Here is an 18,825-nt window from a genome sequence, read left to right as displayed (position 1 = left end):
TTTTAGGTCAGAATTTTGCAAAAGCATTTGATGTGAAGTTTGCAAACAAAGAAGGAAAACTGGATTATGTTTGGGCTACCTCCTGGGGTGTATCTACCCGTTTAATGGGTGCTTTAATCATGACCCATTCCGATGATCAGGGATTAATTTTGCCTCCCAAATTAGCACCGATACAGGTTGTCATTGTTCCGATTTACAAAGGTGACGATGAACTCGCAAAAATTTCCGAGCGTGCTAAAGGTTATATGGCCGAAATGAAAAAAAGAGGAATTAGCGTTAAGCTGGATGATTCTGATAAACAAAAGCCGGGATGGAAATTTGCGGAATACGAATTGAAAGGAGTGCCTGTTCGAATTGCTATTGGTCCACGCGATTTTGAAAACGGAACAGTAGAGCTGGCCCGCAGAGATACACGTGAAAAAACAGTGGTTTCGCAGGATGGACTTGCAGAGAGAGTGGAAGCTTTATTAGAAGAAATTCAGAATAATTTATTTCAAAAAGCATTAGCTCATCGCGAGGCTAATACATTTACTGTTAACAGCTACGATGAGTTTAAATCAGTACTGGAAGAAAAGGGTGGATTTATTCTTGCTCATTGGGATGGCACTGCAGAAACGGAAGAGCGTATTAAAGAAGAAACCAAAGCCACCATTCGTTGTATTCCATTCGGAATGGATGAAACACCGGGGGCCTGTATGGTAACCGGAAAACCATCTGCTCGTCGAGTATTATTTGCACGCGCTTATTAATCGCCTATGAACGAAGACCTGAAACATGCGAATGATTTAATCCTTTCTTCACTCAAAGAAAAATCTTCAGTGAAGCAAGATGTTTATGCATTAACCAAACAACGCTTTGCCGATTTAAAACGTGTTTTACAAGAGTTTTCGGATGCCATTGGTAAAGAAGCCCACCGGATAGATGAACGACTCAAGGTGAATTTTATTGATAAAGGCGAATTTGAATGTCAACTTCAGGTTGCTGGTGATGTATTGGTATTTCACATGCATACCAATGTGTTTATGTTCGATTCCGAAAGTAATCTTTGGAAAACTTCTTATCTCAAGGACGATTCATCAAGAGCCTACTGCGGAATTATCAACGTGTTTAATTTCCTGGCAGATTCTTTCCGTTATAACCGTATGAATGACCTGGGATATCTGGTTGCCCGGATTTTTGTGAATCGCGAAAATCATTTTTTGGTTCAGGGAAAACGTCAACTCGGATTTTTGTACAACGATTTTATATCCTCCGACCTCACCTACGAAAAACTGATGGCCGTGGTTCAGTCCATTGTGTTGTATGCTATTGATTTCGATCTGTTTACACCACCTTACGACCTGGTTAAAGAGGTTAGTGTTATGGAGATCAGGGAAATGAGTGATATGATGCAGATTAAAACAGGAAAGAGACTTGGGTTTAAATTTCAGGCCGACAGCGATGATTTCTGATTTTCCACAAATTTTTCCACAATTTTTTTAGAGTAATTAAATTCTTTGTTTACATTTGCACTCCCAAATTGAAGGGATGGCCCGTTCGTCTAGGGGTTAGGACACAAGATTTTCATTCTTGGAACAGGGGTTCGATTCCCCTACGGGCTACTAAAATTTTACCGGGAAACCGGATTGATTAAAAATAGAAAAGATGGCAAACCACAAATCGGCTATTAAGCGTATTCGCTCTAACGACGCAAAGCGTGTTCGCAACCGTTATTTTCATAAGACTACCCGTAACGCGGTAAAAGCAATCAGAACTTCTCATAACAAGAAGGAAGCTCAGTCTCTGCTTACAAAAGTGTTTGGGATGCTCGATAAACTGGCTAAGAAAAACATTATCCATAAAAACAAAGCTGCAAACGTTAAGTCAAGCCTTCACAAGCATGTGAACACAATGGCTTAATTGTTACATTGTTTGAAATTAAAGCTTCGGTATTCGCCGAAGCTTTTTTTTTGCCTTGATTTTTCAAGCATTGCCGAAGCGTAAACTTGTCCAAAATTTGACGTCGGCTATAGTATTGATTTACATATTATTGGGGTATGGAAAATTCGTTTACTCCAATTAAGGCATGGGCAGAAAATGACAGGCCAAGGGAAAAGTTGAAAAACCTGGGTCGCAAATCCTTGAGTGATGCGGAATTGATGGCCATCTTGATTGCCACAGGTTCAGGTAAGGAGAGTGCGTTGGACCTTTCCCGGAAATTGTTAAGGTCGGTAGACAATGACCTGGGGAAATTGGGAAGAATGACCATCGGGGAATTACAAAAGACAAAAGGGATTGGTCAGGTAAAAGCCATCACCATTATTGCAGCACTGGAACTAGGCCAGCGCAGAAAAGAGCTTCCCAAAGAACAGCGAAAACCGGTAACCAATTCTGCCGATGCGTATGAATTGATCCGACACCATTTGGCAGATTTACCGCATGAAGAATTTCATGTATTGCATTTTAACCGGGCAAACATTTGTATTGCACAAACAAAAATCAGCTCCGGAGGAATCACAGGGACTGTGGTGGATTCCCGTCTTATTTTTAAATCGGCTATTGATCATCATTCCACCTCAATCATACTCTGCCATAATCACCCCTCGGGGAATTTAAAACCAAGTAATGAGGACATTCATCTTACACGCAAAATTGTGGAGGGCGGTAAAATCATGGATATTCCGGTAATGGATCATTTGATTGTTACGGAGAGGGGTTATTACAGCTTTTCAGATGAAGGAATGATGCCCTGATAATTTTCGGTTGAATCCGTTAACTTCGTAGTATGAAAAAGATTATTACGGTTATCGGTGCCCGTCCGCAAATTATTAAAGCAGCAGCTTTAAGCAGAGCGGTAAAAAACAAATTCCCGCATCAACTTCAGGAAATCATTGTACATACGGGTCAGCATTACGACGATAATATGTCGGCCGTATTTTTCCGGGAATTGGGAATTCCCGAACCGGATTATAATCTCAATGCAGGATCCGGATCACACGGTGTGCAAACAGCAAAAATGATGGTGGGGCTGGAAGAAGTTTTGGTGAAAGAAAAACCAAATGCTTTAGTGTTGTATGGCGATACCAATTCTACACTTGCAGGTGCAATTGTCGCTTCGAAAATGGGAATTCCAGTGGTACATATTGAAGCCGGTTTGCGATCCTTCAATAAATCGATGCCCGAAGAGATAAACAGAATCGTTTGCGATCATGTTTCAACCTTGCTTTTTTCTCCAACAAAAACCGGCATTGATAATTTGGTTCGCGAGGGATTTAAAAATGGAAATAAGGGGCCTTTTACCAATGATAATCCCCATATTTACCACTGTGGTGATGTGATGTACGACAATAGTATTTTCTTTTCTGAACTGGCAGAAAATAAAAAAGATGTATTCCATCGATTAGGTTGTACCGGAAACGATTTTGTTTTGGTTACCATTCACCGCAATCAAAATACGGATCAGCCTGAAAAGTTGAATTCCATTTTTGAAGCATTGATCCGGATTTGTGAAAGTGAATCCACCACGATGATTCTCCCGCTACACCCACGGACCAAAAAATGCATGAATCAGTTTTTAAGTGAGCAGTTAAAATCAAAAATCGAAAACAATCCCAATTTTCATATTATAGAGCCGGCTTCATTTTTAGAAATGATTGCATTGGAAAAAAATGCAGTTTTAGTGATGACCGATTCTGGTGGAGTACAAAAAGAAGCGTTCTATTTTGGAAAACCGTGTGTAATTCTTCGTCCGGAAACGGAATGGGTTGAACTCGTTGAACTCGGTGCCGCAATTTTAGCAGATGCCGATACCAAACGGATCATGGATGCGTTTTCTTTATTGATGAATAGAGATTTGAGCAATATGCCTTCCATTTATGGCGACGGAAAAGCAGCTGAATTTATCGCGAATGAAATTGTGCAACAGATCCCTTGATTGTTTTTTCTAAACATATAGGCCCCCGCTTGTCGTTTGTCTGTACCGAATTGGTAAGGCGAATGAATGTTAATGATTTTAGAATTACAGATAATAAAAATGAATTTGTTTCTTACTCCGGAGTGAGAATAAATTATTCGACGGAAGAAATCTCAGGAAGTGTGCAGATCATTCCTTGTGGTTTACTCGAAGAGAACAATATCAGACCTGTAAAACCTGATTTAGTAAAACGGCAAGATGTAACCGGTTTTTTCCCAGTGGAAAATTCAATTATTCCTTTCGATCTTTTTTCTTCCATTTTTTGGTTGTTAAGTCGGCATGAAGAATATACCTGTACCACCAGAGATTTGCATGATCGTTTTCCTGTAGCGGAATCTGTTTTATTTAAAGAAAATTTACTTCAGCGACCAATCGTTGAAGAACAAATCCGGTGGTTTGAAAAGGTGTTGTCGAATCATTTTTCTCATTATACCATTGCCGAAAAAAAGCCGGTTTTACTTTTAACAGTAGATATCGATCATGCCTGGGCTTTTAAGAATAAATCACCATGGGTGAAAACCGCTTCCTGGTTAAAAACCTTGGTTTCGTTCAATCTTACTGACTTAAAAAATAAAATCCGTGTGGCCAGAGGAAAAGAAAAAGATCCTTATGATACCTACGACGATTTAATGTTTTTGCTCAATGGGAAAACGGTCAGTAAAATGATGTTTTTTTTATTGGCCAACAGAAGTAAGTTCGACAGGAATATAAGTTATAATCATCCGGAAATGGTTCGACTGATTCAGCGGATGTCGGAAAATTTTTCAATTGGAATTCATCCGGGATATGCCTCTCATTTGAATCAGGAGGCTTTCAATACCGAGAGCCAACGATTAAGTCTGATTAGCGGAGAAAAAAATACCAGAAGCAGATTTCATTATTTAAGATTTAAATTACCCCAATCGTATCGCATTGCTCAAAATGCAGGAATCCGGGAAGAGCATTCGATGGGACACGCAGCTGATACCGGGTTTAGAGCAGGCACCTGTTTTCCCTTTTATTTTTATGATTTAGAGGAAGAGAAACAAGGTGAATTATTGGTGTATCCCATGCATATTATGGATGGCACTCTCAATGAATATTTAAGATTGACTCCCGAACAAGCTAAATTGCGGAGCCGGCAATTGTGGGATGAAGTAGTTAAATACGGCGGTTTTTTATCGGTGTTATGGCACAATGAAACCATAAATGATTCCAGCAAATGGAAAGGGTGGAAGGATGTTCTCGAATTTCAGTTAAATCTTCCTTCGAATTCGGCTTGTAAAAAATAATTTTCCCGCTTCTCTTTTTTGATCGTAGTGCTGGGACCGTGCCCGCTATAAACGGTAAAATCATCACCCAGTGGCAATAGTTTGTTTTTTATGCTGGCTAATAATACAGGTAATGAGCCTCCCGGGAGATCGGTTCTGCCTATGCTGCCTGCAAAGAGAACATCTCCACTGATAACAGTTTTATCCGGATGATTTACGAAAGCAATATGGCCGGGGGCGTGACCTGGAACAAAAATCACATCGAGCGTGGTGTTTCCGAACTGTACTTTGTCGCCCTCCTCTAAAAACGAACCGGGTTCAGGCGATTCTTCCAGATTTCCAACGCCAAAAATATGTGCGTAATTGGGCAGCGCATGTAAGGTAGGCAGGTCCTCCCTGTGAATTTCCAGATTAAGTTTCCAGGTATCTGCCACGAATTTATTTCCCAAAACATGATCAATATGGCAATGGGTATTGAGTAATCGTACCGGGTTTAAATTCCTTTTTTCGATTTCGTCGCGAAGGGCCTTTTTCTCAAAGTTTTCGAAGCAACCGGGATCAATGATGACGCATTCACGGGTTTCGTCGAAAACGATATAGGTGTTTTCCTGAAAAGGATTAAAAGAAAAGCAGATTATTTCGGCCATTGCTACACTTTAGGAGTGTAAAAATACTAGAATTGTTCCGTATTAGTTATATTTACAAGTCTCAATTTATTCATGTCCCGAGCCATTACCTATATTCAGCGAATCCTGGCAATTTTCATTCTGTTATTCAGTCAGAATGCTTCTGCCCAGTTTTACAATGGTTCGCAAATGACCTTTGGTAAAAATCGAGTTCAGTACAATGGTTTTACCTGGATGTCGCAAAACTATGAGCGCTTTAAAATTTATTATGCCATTGGCGGGAAAACGCATGCGGCTTATATAGCTCAATCGGCGCACCGCCAACTTATGGAAGTGGAGAAGATGTTTGATTTTTATCTGGACGATAAAATTGAATTTATTATTTACAATTCTCAATCCCAATTTCGTCAAAGCAACATTGGTGTCACAGGTGATGAAATGTATAACATCGGTGGTGTATCACGTATAGTGGGCACAAAGGTTTTTCTTTATTACGAAGGAGACCATAAAAAGCTGGACCGCCAGATTCGCGCAGGTATTGCATCGGTTTTATGTAATCAGATGATGTATGGCGGCGATTGGAAGGATGTATTGAAGAATTCTACATTAATGACATTGCCGGAATGGTATTTACAAGGATTTGTTTCTTACGTGTCGCAACCCTGGGACACGGAAACGGAGGGTTATGTAAAGGACGGTGTACTATCCGGTAAATTCGATCGCTTTTATCGCCTCGAAGGAATTGATGCCCAATTTGCGGGTCACGCTATGTGGAATTATATCGCTGAGGTTTACGGTCCATCCGTTATCCCGAATATTTTATACATGACGCGTATCTCCCGTAATGTTGAAAGTGGATTTTTGTTTGTGTTGGGTGTTGGTTTGAAAAAATTATCGAGCGATTACGTAAATTATTACAAGCGGAAATTTAATGAGGACAACAAAATTCTTGTTGAACCACAATTGGAAAAACTGGAGATTAGAAAAAAACAAAAACCCAATACCGTTTTTCAGCAGTTTAAAATGAGTCCGAACGGACAATATGCTTCTTTTGTCACCAACCAGATGGGGCAATACAAATTATGGATTTATGATATTTCCAAAAAGGAATTAAAACGCGTAGTAAAAGGCGAGCATAAATTAAACCGCATCAACGATTTTTCATTTCCGGTTACAGCATGGCACCCGGGTAGTCAGGGGATCGCTTATGTGGTAGAAAAAAAGGGTGAAACATGGTTCTGTATTTATTCCATCGAAGACGGCAGCACCAATAAAAAACCCATTGGAAAATTGGATAAAGTTTTGAGCATGGATTATTCCGACGACGGAAAAATGCTGGTGATGTCGGGAGTAGCCGGTGGTCAGACCGATTTATATATTTATCGCATTGCGGGTAATGCATTGGATCAGGTGACCAATGATATTTACGATGATTTGTATCCGAAATTTGTAGACAAAAGCACGGCAGTGATATTCGCCTCCAACCGGAGTTCTGATACACTTCATAAGGATGTAAAGGTGAAGCCTTATGATAATACCAAAGATATTTTCGTGATCGACATCAAAGATAAATCCAGGTATTTAAAACGAATTACCAATACGCCTTTGGCTGATGAAAGCTGGCCTTCTCAAATGGATACGCTCAATTATACCTATTTGAGTGATGAGAACGGAATAATCAATCGTTACGCAGCTATTTACGACAGTGCAATTGCCTATGTGGATACAACGGTGCATTACAGGTATTTTACAACTGTTACGGCATTGACCAACTTTAACAATAACATTCTCGAATATGATGTAAACGAGAAAAAAGGAAAGTATGCGCTGTTGATGAAAACCGGTGGTCAGTACCAATTTCTTACAGGTAAATTTTCTGAAGATGTTCGTTTTGCAGGATCGCTTCCTAAAACCAGGTATCGCGTTCAGCAAAACATGGCCTTGCTTAAAGCCAACAATTCGGTAAAGAAGGATTCGGTAAAATCGAATACGGTTATTGTAAATACTAGTTCTACACCAAAACTGGATAGTGGATTAATTGACATCAACAATTATGTATTCAGCGACGAAAATCCACAATATGAAAAGGAGACCATCCGGATTGTAGAAGAGCCTAAAAAATCGGAGAAAAAGGATAGTACAAAGGTTAAGAAAAAACCGGAAGAAGAATTCAAGCCTGCTCCTTATGCTCAATACAGAAGAAATTTTGCAACGGATTATATTGTTTCGCAATTTGACAATAATTACCTCAATCAAACTTATCAACGTTATACTCCCGGACAAGGCTATTTTAATCCCGGTTTAAATGCACTGATTAAAATCGGCATAACGGATGTATTCGAAGATCACCGGATTATTGGAGGTTATCGTCTCGCAGGGAACTTTGGCAGCAATGAAATGTTGTTGACCTACATGGATAATTCAAAACGATTAGATAAGCAATACGTAGCCTATCGTCAGGCATTTAACGATTATAATCGCGACCGCGGTGTTACCAAAACGAATATTTACGACATGCGGTATTTATTAAAATATCCGTTCAATGAAGTTTTGAGTTTGAGAGGGACAGCGAATTATCGTTTCGACCGGGTTGTAACACTTGCTACGGATTATAATAATTTACAACGCAAAAATGATTACTACCATATGTTGGGAAGTAAACTTGAATTGGTTTTTGATAATACCATACCACGCGGACTGAATTTATATTACGGAATGAGGTTTAAAATTTGGGGTGAATATTACAGAGAGATCATTACCAATCAATCCAATTTTATTGTCGCCGGATTCGATTATCGTTTTTATCAAAAAATCCACCGCGATTTTATTTTTGCAGCACGTGTTGCAGGTAGCGCATCACTCGGTGATAAACGATTGGTTTATTATTTAGGAGGAGTGGATAACTGGATTGCGCCAAAGTATGATAATACCATTCAGGTTTCACAAAGTCAGAATTACGCCTATCAAACCATTGCCACACCGGTGCGCGGATTTTATCAGAATGCACGAAACGGATCTAATTTTGGAGTGGTGAATGCTGAATTAAGAATGCCATTGGTAAAATATTTTGCAGAGAAACCGCTAAAATCTGACTTTCTCGAAAATTTCCAGGTGGTAAGTTTCTTTGATGTAGGCGCAGCATGGACAGGTCCGAATCCGTATTCAGATGAAAATTCATTCAATACCATTCAATATTCCAGTTCAGGAAATCCGATTATCATAACGTTGAAGAACCAACGCGAACCTATTATTTACGGATATGGTTGGGGATTAAGAAGTCGTTTGTTCGGATATTTTATTCGGTTTGACTGGGCATGGGGTGTGGATGACGGCGTGCGTTATAAGGCCATCCGTTATTTTTCGCTCTCACTCGATTTTTAAAACATGGAAAGTTCTACCATTATCATTCTCGCACTCATTGGATTTTTTGCCGGATTACTTGGCGGGTTTGTTGGTGTAGGTGGAGGAATTATTATCGTGCCTGCCCTTGTATATTTTTTAGGTCTTACCCAACATCAGGCTATCGGTACCTCAGTGGCCGTCATGTTACCACCCATTGGAATTGGGGCAGCAATGGTGTATTATCAGCAAGGCGATATTAATATTCCTTACGCGCTAGTTATCGCGCTTACATTTATTCTTGGCGGATGGCTTGGCGGATTGGCTTCACAATCGCTAAAAGAGTCCGTACACGTCATAAAACTAGTTTTTGGCAGTGTGATGCTTTATGCTGCCGTAAAAATGATTTTAAGTGCTTTAAAAACCTTCTGGGCAAAATGATTGATCTTTCCTTTTTGCAAACTGAGGCACAAGCATTGCTTCCGGAAATCATTCAAATCAGAAGGCATATCCATGCGCATCCTGAGTTATCTTTTCAGGAGACAGAAACCATGCGCTTTATTGCATCTGTTTTAGAGAAAGAAGGTATCAGTTTTAAAAGTGGAGTAGGAAATACCGGTATTGTGGCCGAAATATGCGGTACCAATCCGGAATCACGTTTAATTGCATTACGATCCGATCACGATGCTTTACCGATTCTGGAAAAAAACGAAATTGAATTTGCATCTAAAAACAAAGGCGTGATGCATGCTTGCGGACATGATGTACACACTGCATGTTTGTTGGGAGCGGCAAAAATTCTGAACAACCACAAGGATAAATTTCAAGGTAAAGTCCGATTGATTTTTCAACCCGGAGAAGAGAAATTACCCGGAGGTGCTACATTGATGATTGCCGAAGGAGTATTGAAAAATCCTGTTCCCGATTTCATTGTTGGTCTGCATGTTTTTCCTGAACTGGAAGTTGGGAAAGTTGGATTCAAAAGTGGAATGTATATGGCCTCTACCGACGAATTATATTTGAAAGTTATAGGTAAAGGTGGACATGCTGCTCTCCCGGAACAATACAATAATCCGCTATTGATCGCAGCTGCCATAATTCAGGAACTGAACAACAAATTTATGGTTGCGAATTCTGAATTAAATCCGGAAAAAATTCCTACCGTTCTTGCATTCGGAAAAATTACCGGAGCAGGTGCCACCAATGTGATACCTGATTTTGTCAACCTCGAAGGAACATTCAGAACCATGAATGAAGAGTGGCGAAAAAAGGCGCATGAGGTTTTGATTCAAACTGCAAATTCGATCGCAAAATCAATGGGAGGGTCTGTTGAATTCACCATTGAAAAAGGGTATCCCTTTTTGGTGAACGACCCAACCACCACTGAAAAAATCAGGAGTGTTGCCACTGATCTTTTGGGTAAAGAAAATGTAACAGAATTAAAACTTCGCATGACTGCAGAAGATTTTGCCTGGTATTCTCAGGAGATCCCTTCCTGCTTTTTCCGTCTCGGTACCCGCAATGAAAGCAAAGGAATTGTTTCTCCTGTACACACGGCTACCTTCGATGTGGATGAGGATGCACTTCGTATTGGAATGATGCTAATGGCAGGTGCAGTATTTGCCTGATTATTTCTGGCGGAAAAATATACGCACCGGTACACCTTCGAAATCAAAAATCTTTCTCAACTGATTTTCAAGATAACGTTTGTAAGGATCCTTTATATACTGCGGTAAATTGCAGAAAAAGGCAAAACTTGGCACCTCGGTTGGTAATTGAGTAATGTATTTAATCTTAATGTATTTTCCTTTATAGGAAGGCGGCGGATTTTGCTCTACGATGGGTAATAACGCTTCATTGAGTTTCGACGTTGGAATTTTTCTTGCACGGTTATTATATACGCGCATGGCCTCTTCCAGTGCTTTATGAATTCGTTGTTTGGTTAACGCAGAAATAAAAATAATCGGAACATCATTAAACGGTGCAAGTCCGCTTCTTAAATTTTCTTCGAATTGTTTTAGCGTTTTGGTGTCCTTTTCTACCAGGTCCCATTTGTTGACAAGAACCACTACACCTTTTTTGTTGCTTTCAACGAGATAATAAATATTTAAATCCTGCTTTTGCAATCCCTCGGCAGCATCAATCATAAACAGACAAACATCCGATTCTTCAATGGTGCGGATAGACCTTAACACGGAATAAAATTCGATGTCCTCCTGAACTTTTGCTTTTTTTCTGATACCTGCAGTGTCAATCAAATCGAAATCAAATCCAAATGCTTTATAGTGGGTGTGAATCGAATCGCGTGTAGTACCGGAAATAGGGGTTACAATATTTCGTTCCTGTCCGGTAAGCGCATTTAATAAAGATGATTTACCAACGTTTGGTTTTCCTACGATTGCAATTCGCGGTAAACGTTCAGGGTTTTCATCTTCTTCTTCGTGTACAAAATCTTTTGTGATCTCATCCAGTAATTCTCCGGTTCCGGATCCGTTCTGTGCCGATAAAGAAAAAATTTCGCCTAAACCGAAGCGATAAAATTCTGCTGCATAAGCGGCTTTGTCGGAAGTATCAACTTTATTCGCCACCAGAAAAATCTTCTTTTTCGATTTGCGGAGCATGTCAGCCACTTCCTGATCCATATCGGTTACACCAGCCATTACATCAACAACAAAAAGAATCACATTTGCTTCCTCAATGGCGAGCTTCACTTGTTTGCGGATCTCTTCTTCAAAAACATCTTCACTACCGTGAATATATCCTCCTGTGTCGATCACCGAAAATTCGTGACCATTCCACAAACTTTTTCCATAATGGCGATCACGTGTTACGCCTTCGGTGGGATCAACGATGGCATCCCGACTTTCTGTAAGCCGGTTAAATAAAGTGGATTTCCCCACGTTGGGTCTTCCTACAATTGCTACAATGTTTGCCATGTTGATTAGTTAATATATCCGAAATTCTTTAAATGCCGCTCATCATCTCTCCAGTTTTTCTGGACTTTCACAAAGAGTTCCAAAAAAACTTTTTTACCGAGAAATTCTTCCATTTCTTTTCTTGCTTTGGTTCCAAGCAGTTTTATCATTTTGCCTTGGTGACCAATAATTATTCCTTTTTGAGAATCGCGCGTAACGTAAACCACGGCGGAGATTCGTGTAATATGCTCTTCCTCTTTAAACGATTCTACTACAACTTCAGAACTATAGGGGATTTCCTTGTCGTATAACGTAAGTATTTTTTCACGGATAATTTCCGACACAAGAAAGCGCATGGATCTGTCGGTGTATTCTTCTTTGTCGAAATACGCCGGACTCTCCGGTAATAATTCTAAGATTTTTTCAAAAAGAATATCCAGGTTGTACTTGTGTAAAGCGGAAATACCTGCTACCAATGCATTAGGGAGTAGGCTTTTCCAATGATCCAATCGCTCCGCTACTTTTTCCTGTGTACTTAAATCTATTTTATTCACCAATACAAATACCGGAACGCTTTGTTTGTTTAATCGCTCCACGATATCCGGTACAGCGGGTTGATCTTCATTTAAATCGGTAACCAGAATAAAAATATCCGCATCCTGAAATGCTGCGTTTACAAATCCCATCATCCCCTCCTGCATTTTATACGCAGGATTCAGCACACCCGGGGTGTCTGAATACACAATCTGAAAATCCTCCCCACTCACTATACCCATGATACGATGCCTGGTAGTCTGTGCTTTAGCGTTAATAATTGACACCCTTTCACCAACAAGAGCATTCATGAGAGTTGACTTCCCTACATTGGGACTTCCGATAATATTGACAAATCCGGCTTTATGCGCCATTTCAAAGTATTTTTACAAAGGTATTAAACTAATTACTATATTTGCACTCTCAAAAACGATGCGGGGTAGAGCAGAGGTAGCTCGTCGGGCTCATAACCCGAAGGTCATTGGTTCGAATCCAGTCCCCGCTACCAATGAAGCAGAAAAAGTCCAAGGTAACCCTTGGACTTTTTCGCTTCATTGCCCTGTAGCGATCCGACGAAGGAGGATCTGCTTCAGGGAAGAATAATAAACGTAAGAACTGAATTTTTCCCTTCATCACCCTGTAGCGATGCGAAGAATGAGCATCTGCTTCAGGGGAACAATCTTCATCCTTTACAAGGTAACCCTTGGACTTTTTCGCTTCATCACCCTGTAGCGATCTGACGAAGGAGGATCTGCTTCAGGGAAGAATAATAAACGTAAGAACTGAATTTTTTCTCCTCATAGCCCTGTAGCGATCTGACGAAGGAGGATCTGCTTCAGGGGTACGATCTCCACATTTCGCAAAAATTCTGGACCTATCCCTCATAAAACACAGAATCAATTCCCATCTTAATACAAATTGAACTTTAGACGACGGTCTAAAGAGGTCTACCATGAAGTGAAAGGCCGGAAAAATAAAAAAGGCTATGAGGATCCTCATAGCCTTTCTACTTCATGGTAGCCCCGAAGGGAATCGAACCCCTACCAAGAGTTCCGGAAACTCTCGTTCTATCCATTAAACTACGGAGCCAAATGGTTGACAAAGTTATTATTTTCAGTTCATTTTCGTAAATTGAAGGACAATCATTTGAATCAAAGTAATATTTAAAATGCGGTTTTAAGAACTTTGTTGTTGATTATGGGTTTAACTGAAAAATTTCCTTTCAAAAAAATGGTTATGAAAGCATTGGTTTATTTATTGTTTGTTTTGGGATTATCTACCCAATCCAGCGCTCAAATGAATTTAGAACAGGCTAAAAAGCTTCAGGATGAGCGTAAACATGAAGAAGCTCTTTCTGCATATAAAACGCTATACGCGAAGGATTCACTCAACGTGGAAATAATTTGCGGAATGAGTTTGTCGTATAGCCGTGCAGGAGCATTAATGTCGGTTGGTGAAACACAAAAAAAATATTATTCCGAAGCCAAGCGATTGGGTAAACTGGCCATTAAATTAAATACGAATTATGCCGATTCCCATCTTGCTTATGCAGTGGCGCTTGCAAGGGAAAATGAAAATGCATCTACTAAAACCAAAATTTCGAACGCAAAAGAAATAAAGACCGAATGTGATCAGGTATTTAAGATTGATCCAAACAATGCAACGGCCTTCCACATTATGGGAAGATGGCACCGGACTTTCGCCGGATTAAACGGATTTGAACGGACTATGATTAACACACTTTACGGTGGAACACCCAAAGGAGGAACTTATGCAGACGCATTAGATATGTTTTCAAAGGCAATTAAACTGGAACCCAAGCTTTCGATGCATGTTTATGAATTGGCATTGACCTATTACGAAATGGGTCAAAAAGCCAATGCGAAAAAGTTCGCAGATAAAGTAATGGAATATCCGGTTAAATCGAAAGATGATGAAAAGACCCGCAAAGAATGCGAGAAACTCCTGCAAAAATTAAAATAATCAGTGGGAAATACTGTCTGCAACGTGTAAACTGTCGCCACTAGTACCAGTTTCGATGGCATCCATTAAATCATCATCACTGGCAACTTCTTCTGCTTTATCTAGATCTTTTTGGGTAACAGGAGCAGGTTGCTTGATCCAAACCATCAGGCCTATTATTAAAACCAATAAAAAGCCGAGAGCAATAAATAATTTTTGTTTTCCACTCATATCCAGATTTTTTATAAAAATACAATTTGATGAGTAATTGAACGATTATTTAAGGCTAAATTCTATTTTACTTTTCCCTAGTTTTGCAATATGCAAGATCTGCCAATTACCGCCTGGTTACCCACTACTGTAAAAGAAGCTCAACAACGAGGTTGGGATGAATTGGATGTTGTGCTCATTTCCGGTGATGCATATGTGGATCATCCTGCCTTTGGTACTGCCGTAATTGGCCGGATACTGGAAGATTGCGGATTGAGGGTTGGAATTGTAGCGCAGCCAAACTGGAAAGATGATCTGCGCGATTTTAAAAAATTCGGAAAACCAAAATTGTTTTTTGGCGTTACTTCCGGTTGTATGGATTCCATGGTGAACCATTATACCGCGAATCGAAGAAAGCGCTCTACCGATGCATATACACCGGGCGGACAAGCCGGTTTTCGTCCGGATTACGCTGTGAATGTCTACTCTAAAATCTTAAAAGAAATTTATCCGGATAGCCCGATTGTTATCGGCGGAATTGAGGCTTCATTAAGAAGAGTAACGCATTATGATTATTGGGCAGATAAATTATTTCCAACGATTTTGGAAAGTAGCAGTGCCGATTTGCTCGTATATGGAATGGGAGAGCAACCGCTTCGTGAGATGGTCGATTTATTGTTAAAAGGAGTTCCTTTTCACCAACTCACCATGGTGAAGCAAACGGCCTACCTTAAAAATAAAAGTGAAGGTATTCCCAAAAATAAAGCGTGGAAAGATTTGTATCTGAATTCACATGAAGCTTGTTTGAAGGATAAAAAAACATACGCTTCCAATTTTAAACATGTAGAACAGGAATCAAATAAATTAAACGCCAAACGAATTATACAGGAAGTCAATAATAAATTTCTGATCATCAATCCGCCTTTTCAAACCATGACGGAAAAGGAAATGGATCAGTCATTCGATTTACCTTATACCCGTTACCCGCATCCCAAATACAAAAAGCGAGGAGAAATTCCTGCTTGGGAAATGATCAAATTTTCGGTCAATATGCACCGCGGTTGTTTCGGCGGATGTAGCTTTTGTACCATTTCCGCTCATCAGGGTAAATTTATCGCCAGCCGTTCCGAAGAATCGATTTTAAAAGAAGTGGAACAGGTGGTAAGTATGCAGGATTTTAAAGGGTATATATCCGACTTGGGCGGACCTTCTGCCAATATGTACAAAATGAAAGGGAAGGTTCAGGAAATTTGCGATCGCTGTGTTAGTCCTTCCTGCATTCACCCTGTGATTTGCAGTAATCTCGATACGAATCATTCGGCAATGACAAGTATTCTGAAAAAAGTAGATGCCAATCCTAAAGTTAAAAAGGCATTTGTGGGAAGCGGAATACGATATGATTTGCTTACAAAATCATATAATAAAAATGCAGATGAATCCATTGATGAATATTTAGAACAAGTGTTGAAGCGACATGTTTCCGGTCGATTAAAAGTTGCACCGGAACATACTTCGGACGAGACATTAAAAATAATGCGAAAACCATCTTTCAAGCATTTTAAAGAATTTAAAAAACGCTTTGATGAAATTGATCGCAAATTCAATTTGAAACAACAACTCATTCCCTATTTTATTTCCAGTCATCCCGGCACCAGTGATGAAGACATGGCAAATCTTGCAGCAGAAACAAAAGAACTCGGATTTCATCTGGAGCAGGTGCAGGATTTTACACCAACACCAATGACGGTTGCAACAGAGATCTATTATTCCGGTTATCATCCATATACACTACAACCTGTACATACACCCAAATCAGAAAAAGAAAAACGAGATCAGCATCGCTTTTTCTTTTGGTATCAAAAAGAAAACAGAGAGTGGATTCGTGAGCGTTTAAAAACATTGAAACGTTCCGATTTAAGTTTTCGCTTATTGGGAGAAAAACAGGAATCAAAATCAAAGGTCCCTGCCTGGCTCGAAAAAAAACGCAACGAACAAAAAGCAAAATCCGGAAAACAGGGTGGACGTCGCCATAAAAAGTGACAATTGACATTAAGAAGAATTATTTAATAAATCATTTCTACTTTTGGTTTTAAATTACAATGTTTATTTGACAAAATATTATTGACAAAGATTCAGTAATAAATTTGAGACACAAAGGATAAGTTTTATTAGTAAGAGCGGAGTCCACCGTAAAATACCTAATTGAACACGGAATTGCTGCGGGTCGACTCGTACCCAAAGGTTATGGTGAGACAAAGGTTTTAAATCAATGTAAAAACGGTGTAAAATGTTCCGAAGAGGAGCATGAATTTAATCGCCGCGTTGAGATGAAAGTGTTATAACAAAAAGGGCGATCAATAGATCGCCCTTTTTTATAACTAATTATTTAGTTGATTACATCATTCCACCCATTCCACCGGGCATTCCTCCGCCCATTGGCATAGCAGGTGTTTCTTCTTCAATTTCCGAAACAACGCAATCTGTAGTTAAAATCATACCGGCAATAGAGGCAGCGTTCTCAAGTGCAACACGGCTTACTTTAGTAGGATCAATAACTCCTGCGCTTAGCAGATTTTCATATTGCTCTGTGCGGGCATTGAAACCGAAATCATCTTTTCCTTCTTTCACTTTGTTTACCACTACAGATCCTTCACCGCCTGCATTGGCAACAATGGTACGGAGTGGTTCTTCAAGTGCTCTGCGAATAATGGCAATACCGGTAGTTTGATCTTCATTCTCACCTTTGAGATTGTCGAGCGCACTTAAACAACGGATGTACGCAACTCCACCGCCGGGAACAATTCCTTCTTCTACTGCTGCACGGGTTGCTGCAAGCGCATCTTCTACGCGGTCTTTTTTCTCCTTCATTTCAACTTCGGTTGCTGCACCAACATAAAGTACGGCTACACCACCTGCAAGTTTTGCTAAACGCTCTTGGAGTTTTTCTTTATCATAGTCACTGGTGGTTTGCTCCATCTGTGCTTTGATTTGAGCAATGCGCATTTTGATCGCTTCTTTTTCGCCCTGACCATTTACAATGGTGGTATTGTCTTTATCAATAACAATCTTTTCTGCAATACCGAGGTGACTTAAATCGGCCATATCAAGTTTATAACCTTGCTCTTCTGAGATCACTGTTCCATTGGTAAGAATAGCAATATCTTCAAGCATGGCTTTTCTTCTGTCGCCGAATCCCGGAGCTTTAACTGCAGCAATTTTTAAGGCGCCGCGAAGTTTGTTCACCACTAATGTTTGAATAGCTTCTCCGTCTACATCTTCGGCAATGATCAGCATCGGTCTTCCGGTTTGAATACTTTTCTCCAGTATCGGAAGAAGTTCTTTCATGCTGGAAACCTTTTTATCGGTAATCAGAATGTAAGGATTCTCCAATACAACTTCCATGTTTTCGGGATCAGTAATAAAATACGGAGATAAATAACCTCTGTCGAATTGCATACCTTCTACCACATCAACGGTTGTTTCTGTTCCTTTTGCTTCTTCAACAGTAATTACACCTTCCTTCGTCACTTTTGCCATTGCTTCTGCAATCAGTTTTCCAATGGCGTGATCGTTATTTGCGGAAATGGTCGCTACTTGTTCAATCTTGGAAATATCATCTCCAACTTCTTTAGAGATTTTTTTCAGCTCGGCAATAATTGCAATTACTGCTTTGTCCACACCACGTTTTAAATCCATCGGATTTGCACCTGCTGCAACATTTTTTAATCCACCTGCAACAATCGCTTGCGCAAGTACAGTTGCTGTGGTAGTTCCGTCACCTGCAATATCCGCTGTTTTAGAAGCTACTTCACGAACAAGTTGAGCACCCATGTTTTCAACTTTGTCTGAAAGCTCAACTTCTTTTGCAACCGTAACACCATCCTTGGTAACGTGCGGCGCTCCGAATTTTTTATCAATTACCACGTTTCGTCCTTTAGGACCCAGCGTTACTTTAACTGCATCTGCTAATGCGTCAACGCCTTTTTTAAGTTTTTCTCTAGCTTCTGTACTAAAAGAAATTTCTTTCGATGCCATTT

General features: G+C 39.9%; 16 protein-coding genes and 3 tRNA genes. 13 read left to right on the top strand and 6 right to left on the bottom strand.

The genetic code is table 11. From position 1 onward, the window contains the following. The 7 genes from K1X56_01405 to K1X56_01375 form a co-directional block, all read left to right on the top strand. Positions 1 to 749, top strand: a 749-nt coding sequence (locus K1X56_01405) for a proline--tRNA ligase (GenBank protein MBX7093348.1), incomplete at its 5' end; no start/stop codon positions are given. A 6-nt stretch (positions 750 to 755) separates the two neighbouring features. After that, positions 756 to 1,451, top strand: coding sequence for a hypothetical protein (locus K1X56_01400; GenBank protein ID MBX7093347.1), 696 nt, complete (start codon positions 756 to 758; stop codon positions 1,449 to 1,451). A 78-nt stretch (positions 1,452 to 1,529) separates the two neighbouring features. Next, a tRNA-Glu gene (locus K1X56_01395) sits at positions 1,530 to 1,601 on the top strand. 43 nt (positions 1,602 to 1,644) lie between these two features. After that, positions 1,645 to 1,899 carry a 30S ribosomal protein S20 gene (gene rpsT / locus K1X56_01390; protein MBX7093346.1) on the top strand — a complete coding sequence of 85 codons (255 nt, stop codon included), beginning with the start codon at positions 1,645 to 1,647 and terminating at the stop codon, positions 1,897 to 1,899. Between the two features lie 137 nt (positions 1,900 to 2,036). Beyond that, positions 2,037 to 2,732, top strand: coding sequence for a DNA repair protein RadC (radC, locus tag K1X56_01385; GenBank protein MBX7093345.1), 696 nt, complete (start codon positions 2,037 to 2,039; stop codon positions 2,730 to 2,732). 32 nt (positions 2,733 to 2,764) lie between these two features. After that, a complete protein-coding gene (gene wecB, locus K1X56_01380) occupies positions 2,765 to 3,913 on the top strand; it encodes a UDP-N-acetylglucosamine 2-epimerase (non-hydrolyzing) (GenBank protein MBX7093344.1) in 1,149 nt (382 codons plus the stop codon). Positions 3,914 to 3,975: 62 nt separating this feature from the next. Further along, on the top strand, positions 3,976 to 5,223 hold the full coding sequence (locus K1X56_01375; protein MBX7093343.1) for a polysaccharide deacetylase family protein: 1,248 nt from the start codon (positions 3,976 to 3,978) through the stop codon (positions 5,221 to 5,223). Here K1X56_01375 and K1X56_01370 read toward each other — a convergent pair. Next, positions 5,184 to 5,849, bottom strand: coding sequence for an MBL fold metallo-hydrolase (locus tag K1X56_01370; protein MBX7093342.1), 666 nt, complete (start codon positions 5,847 to 5,849; stop codon positions 5,184 to 5,186). The genes K1X56_01375 and K1X56_01370 overlap by 40 nt on opposite strands. 72 nt (positions 5,850 to 5,921) lie before the next feature. Here K1X56_01370 and K1X56_01365 point away from each other — a divergent pair, with 72 nt between their 5' ends. Genes K1X56_01365 through K1X56_01355 form a run of 3 tightly spaced genes read left to right on the top strand, consistent with a single transcriptional unit; the run spans position 5,922 to position 10,795 of the window. After that, positions 5,922 to 9,209, top strand: a complete 3,288-nt coding sequence (locus K1X56_01365; GenBank protein ID MBX7093341.1) for a hypothetical protein — start codon at positions 5,922 to 5,924, stop codon at positions 9,207 to 9,209. Positions 9,210 to 9,212: 3 nt separating this feature from the next. Continuing rightward, positions 9,213 to 9,608: a sulfite exporter TauE/SafE family protein gene (locus K1X56_01360; protein ID MBX7093340.1), complete on the top strand. Its 396-nt coding sequence runs from the start codon at positions 9,213 to 9,215 to the stop codon at positions 9,606 to 9,608. Further along, positions 9,605 to 10,795, top strand: a complete 1,191-nt coding sequence (locus K1X56_01355) for an amidohydrolase (GenBank protein ID MBX7093339.1) — start codon at positions 9,605 to 9,607, stop codon at positions 10,793 to 10,795. Before K1X56_01360 ends, K1X56_01355 begins: the two co-directional genes overlap by 4 nt. Here the strand turns inward: K1X56_01355 and der are convergent, their stop codons facing one another. Together der and era are read right to left on the bottom strand one after the other, a co-directional pair. After that, the gene (gene der / locus K1X56_01350; GenBank protein MBX7093338.1) at positions 10,796 to 12,103 is read right to left on the bottom strand and encodes a ribosome biogenesis GTPase Der; all 1,308 of its coding nucleotides are present in this window, start codon (positions 12,101 to 12,103) and stop codon (positions 10,796 to 10,798) included. 5 nt (positions 12,104 to 12,108) lie between these two features. Then, the gene (gene era, locus K1X56_01345; protein MBX7093337.1) at positions 12,109 to 12,990 is read right to left on the bottom strand and encodes a GTPase Era; all 882 of its coding nucleotides are present in this window, start codon (positions 12,988 to 12,990) and stop codon (positions 12,109 to 12,111) included. A 59-nt stretch (positions 12,991 to 13,049) separates the two neighbouring features. Between era and K1X56_01340 the strand changes: the two genes are divergently transcribed. Then, positions 13,050 to 13,124: transfer RNA gene (locus K1X56_01340), tRNA-Met, on the top strand. A 506-nt stretch (positions 13,125 to 13,630) separates the two neighbouring features. On the opposite strand, the gene K1X56_01335 is transcribed toward K1X56_01340, so the two are convergent. After that, positions 13,631 to 13,705 (bottom strand) — tRNA-Arg (locus tag K1X56_01335). Between the two features lie 147 nt (positions 13,706 to 13,852). Between K1X56_01335 and K1X56_01330 the strand changes: the two genes are divergently transcribed. Further along, the gene (locus tag K1X56_01330; protein ID MBX7093336.1) at positions 13,853 to 14,599 is read left to right on the top strand and encodes a hypothetical protein; all 747 of its coding nucleotides are present in this window, start codon (positions 13,853 to 13,855) and stop codon (positions 14,597 to 14,599) included. On the opposite strand, the gene K1X56_01325 is transcribed toward K1X56_01330, so the two are convergent. After that, complete coding sequence (locus K1X56_01325; protein ID MBX7093335.1) at positions 14,600 to 14,809, bottom strand: hypothetical protein; 210 nt, start codon at positions 14,807 to 14,809, stop codon at positions 14,600 to 14,602. A 90-nt stretch (positions 14,810 to 14,899) separates the two neighbouring features. Between K1X56_01325 and K1X56_01320 the strand changes: the two genes are divergently transcribed. Next, positions 14,900 to 16,828 (top strand): YgiQ family radical SAM protein, encoded by a 1,929-nt coding sequence (locus K1X56_01320; protein MBX7093334.1) that lies wholly within the window; start codon positions 14,900 to 14,902, stop codon positions 16,826 to 16,828. Between the two features lie 354 nt (positions 16,829 to 17,182). Here K1X56_01320 and groL read toward each other — a convergent pair whose 3' ends face one another. After that, the gene (groL, locus tag K1X56_01315) at positions 17,183 to 18,823 is read right to left on the bottom strand and encodes a chaperonin GroEL (GenBank protein MBX7093333.1); all 1,641 of its coding nucleotides are present in this window, start codon (positions 18,821 to 18,823) and stop codon (positions 17,183 to 17,185) included. Positions 18,824 to 18,825 lie beyond the last annotated feature (2 nt).

The sequence above is a fragment of the Flavobacteriales bacterium genome, assembly GCA_019694795.1.
Lineage (GTDB): Bacteria > Bacteroidota > Bacteroidia > Flavobacteriales_D > UBA2798 > UBA2798.
The sequence above is the reverse complement of the archived record's forward strand: the minus strand, read 5'-3'. Positions and strand labels throughout refer to the sequence as shown.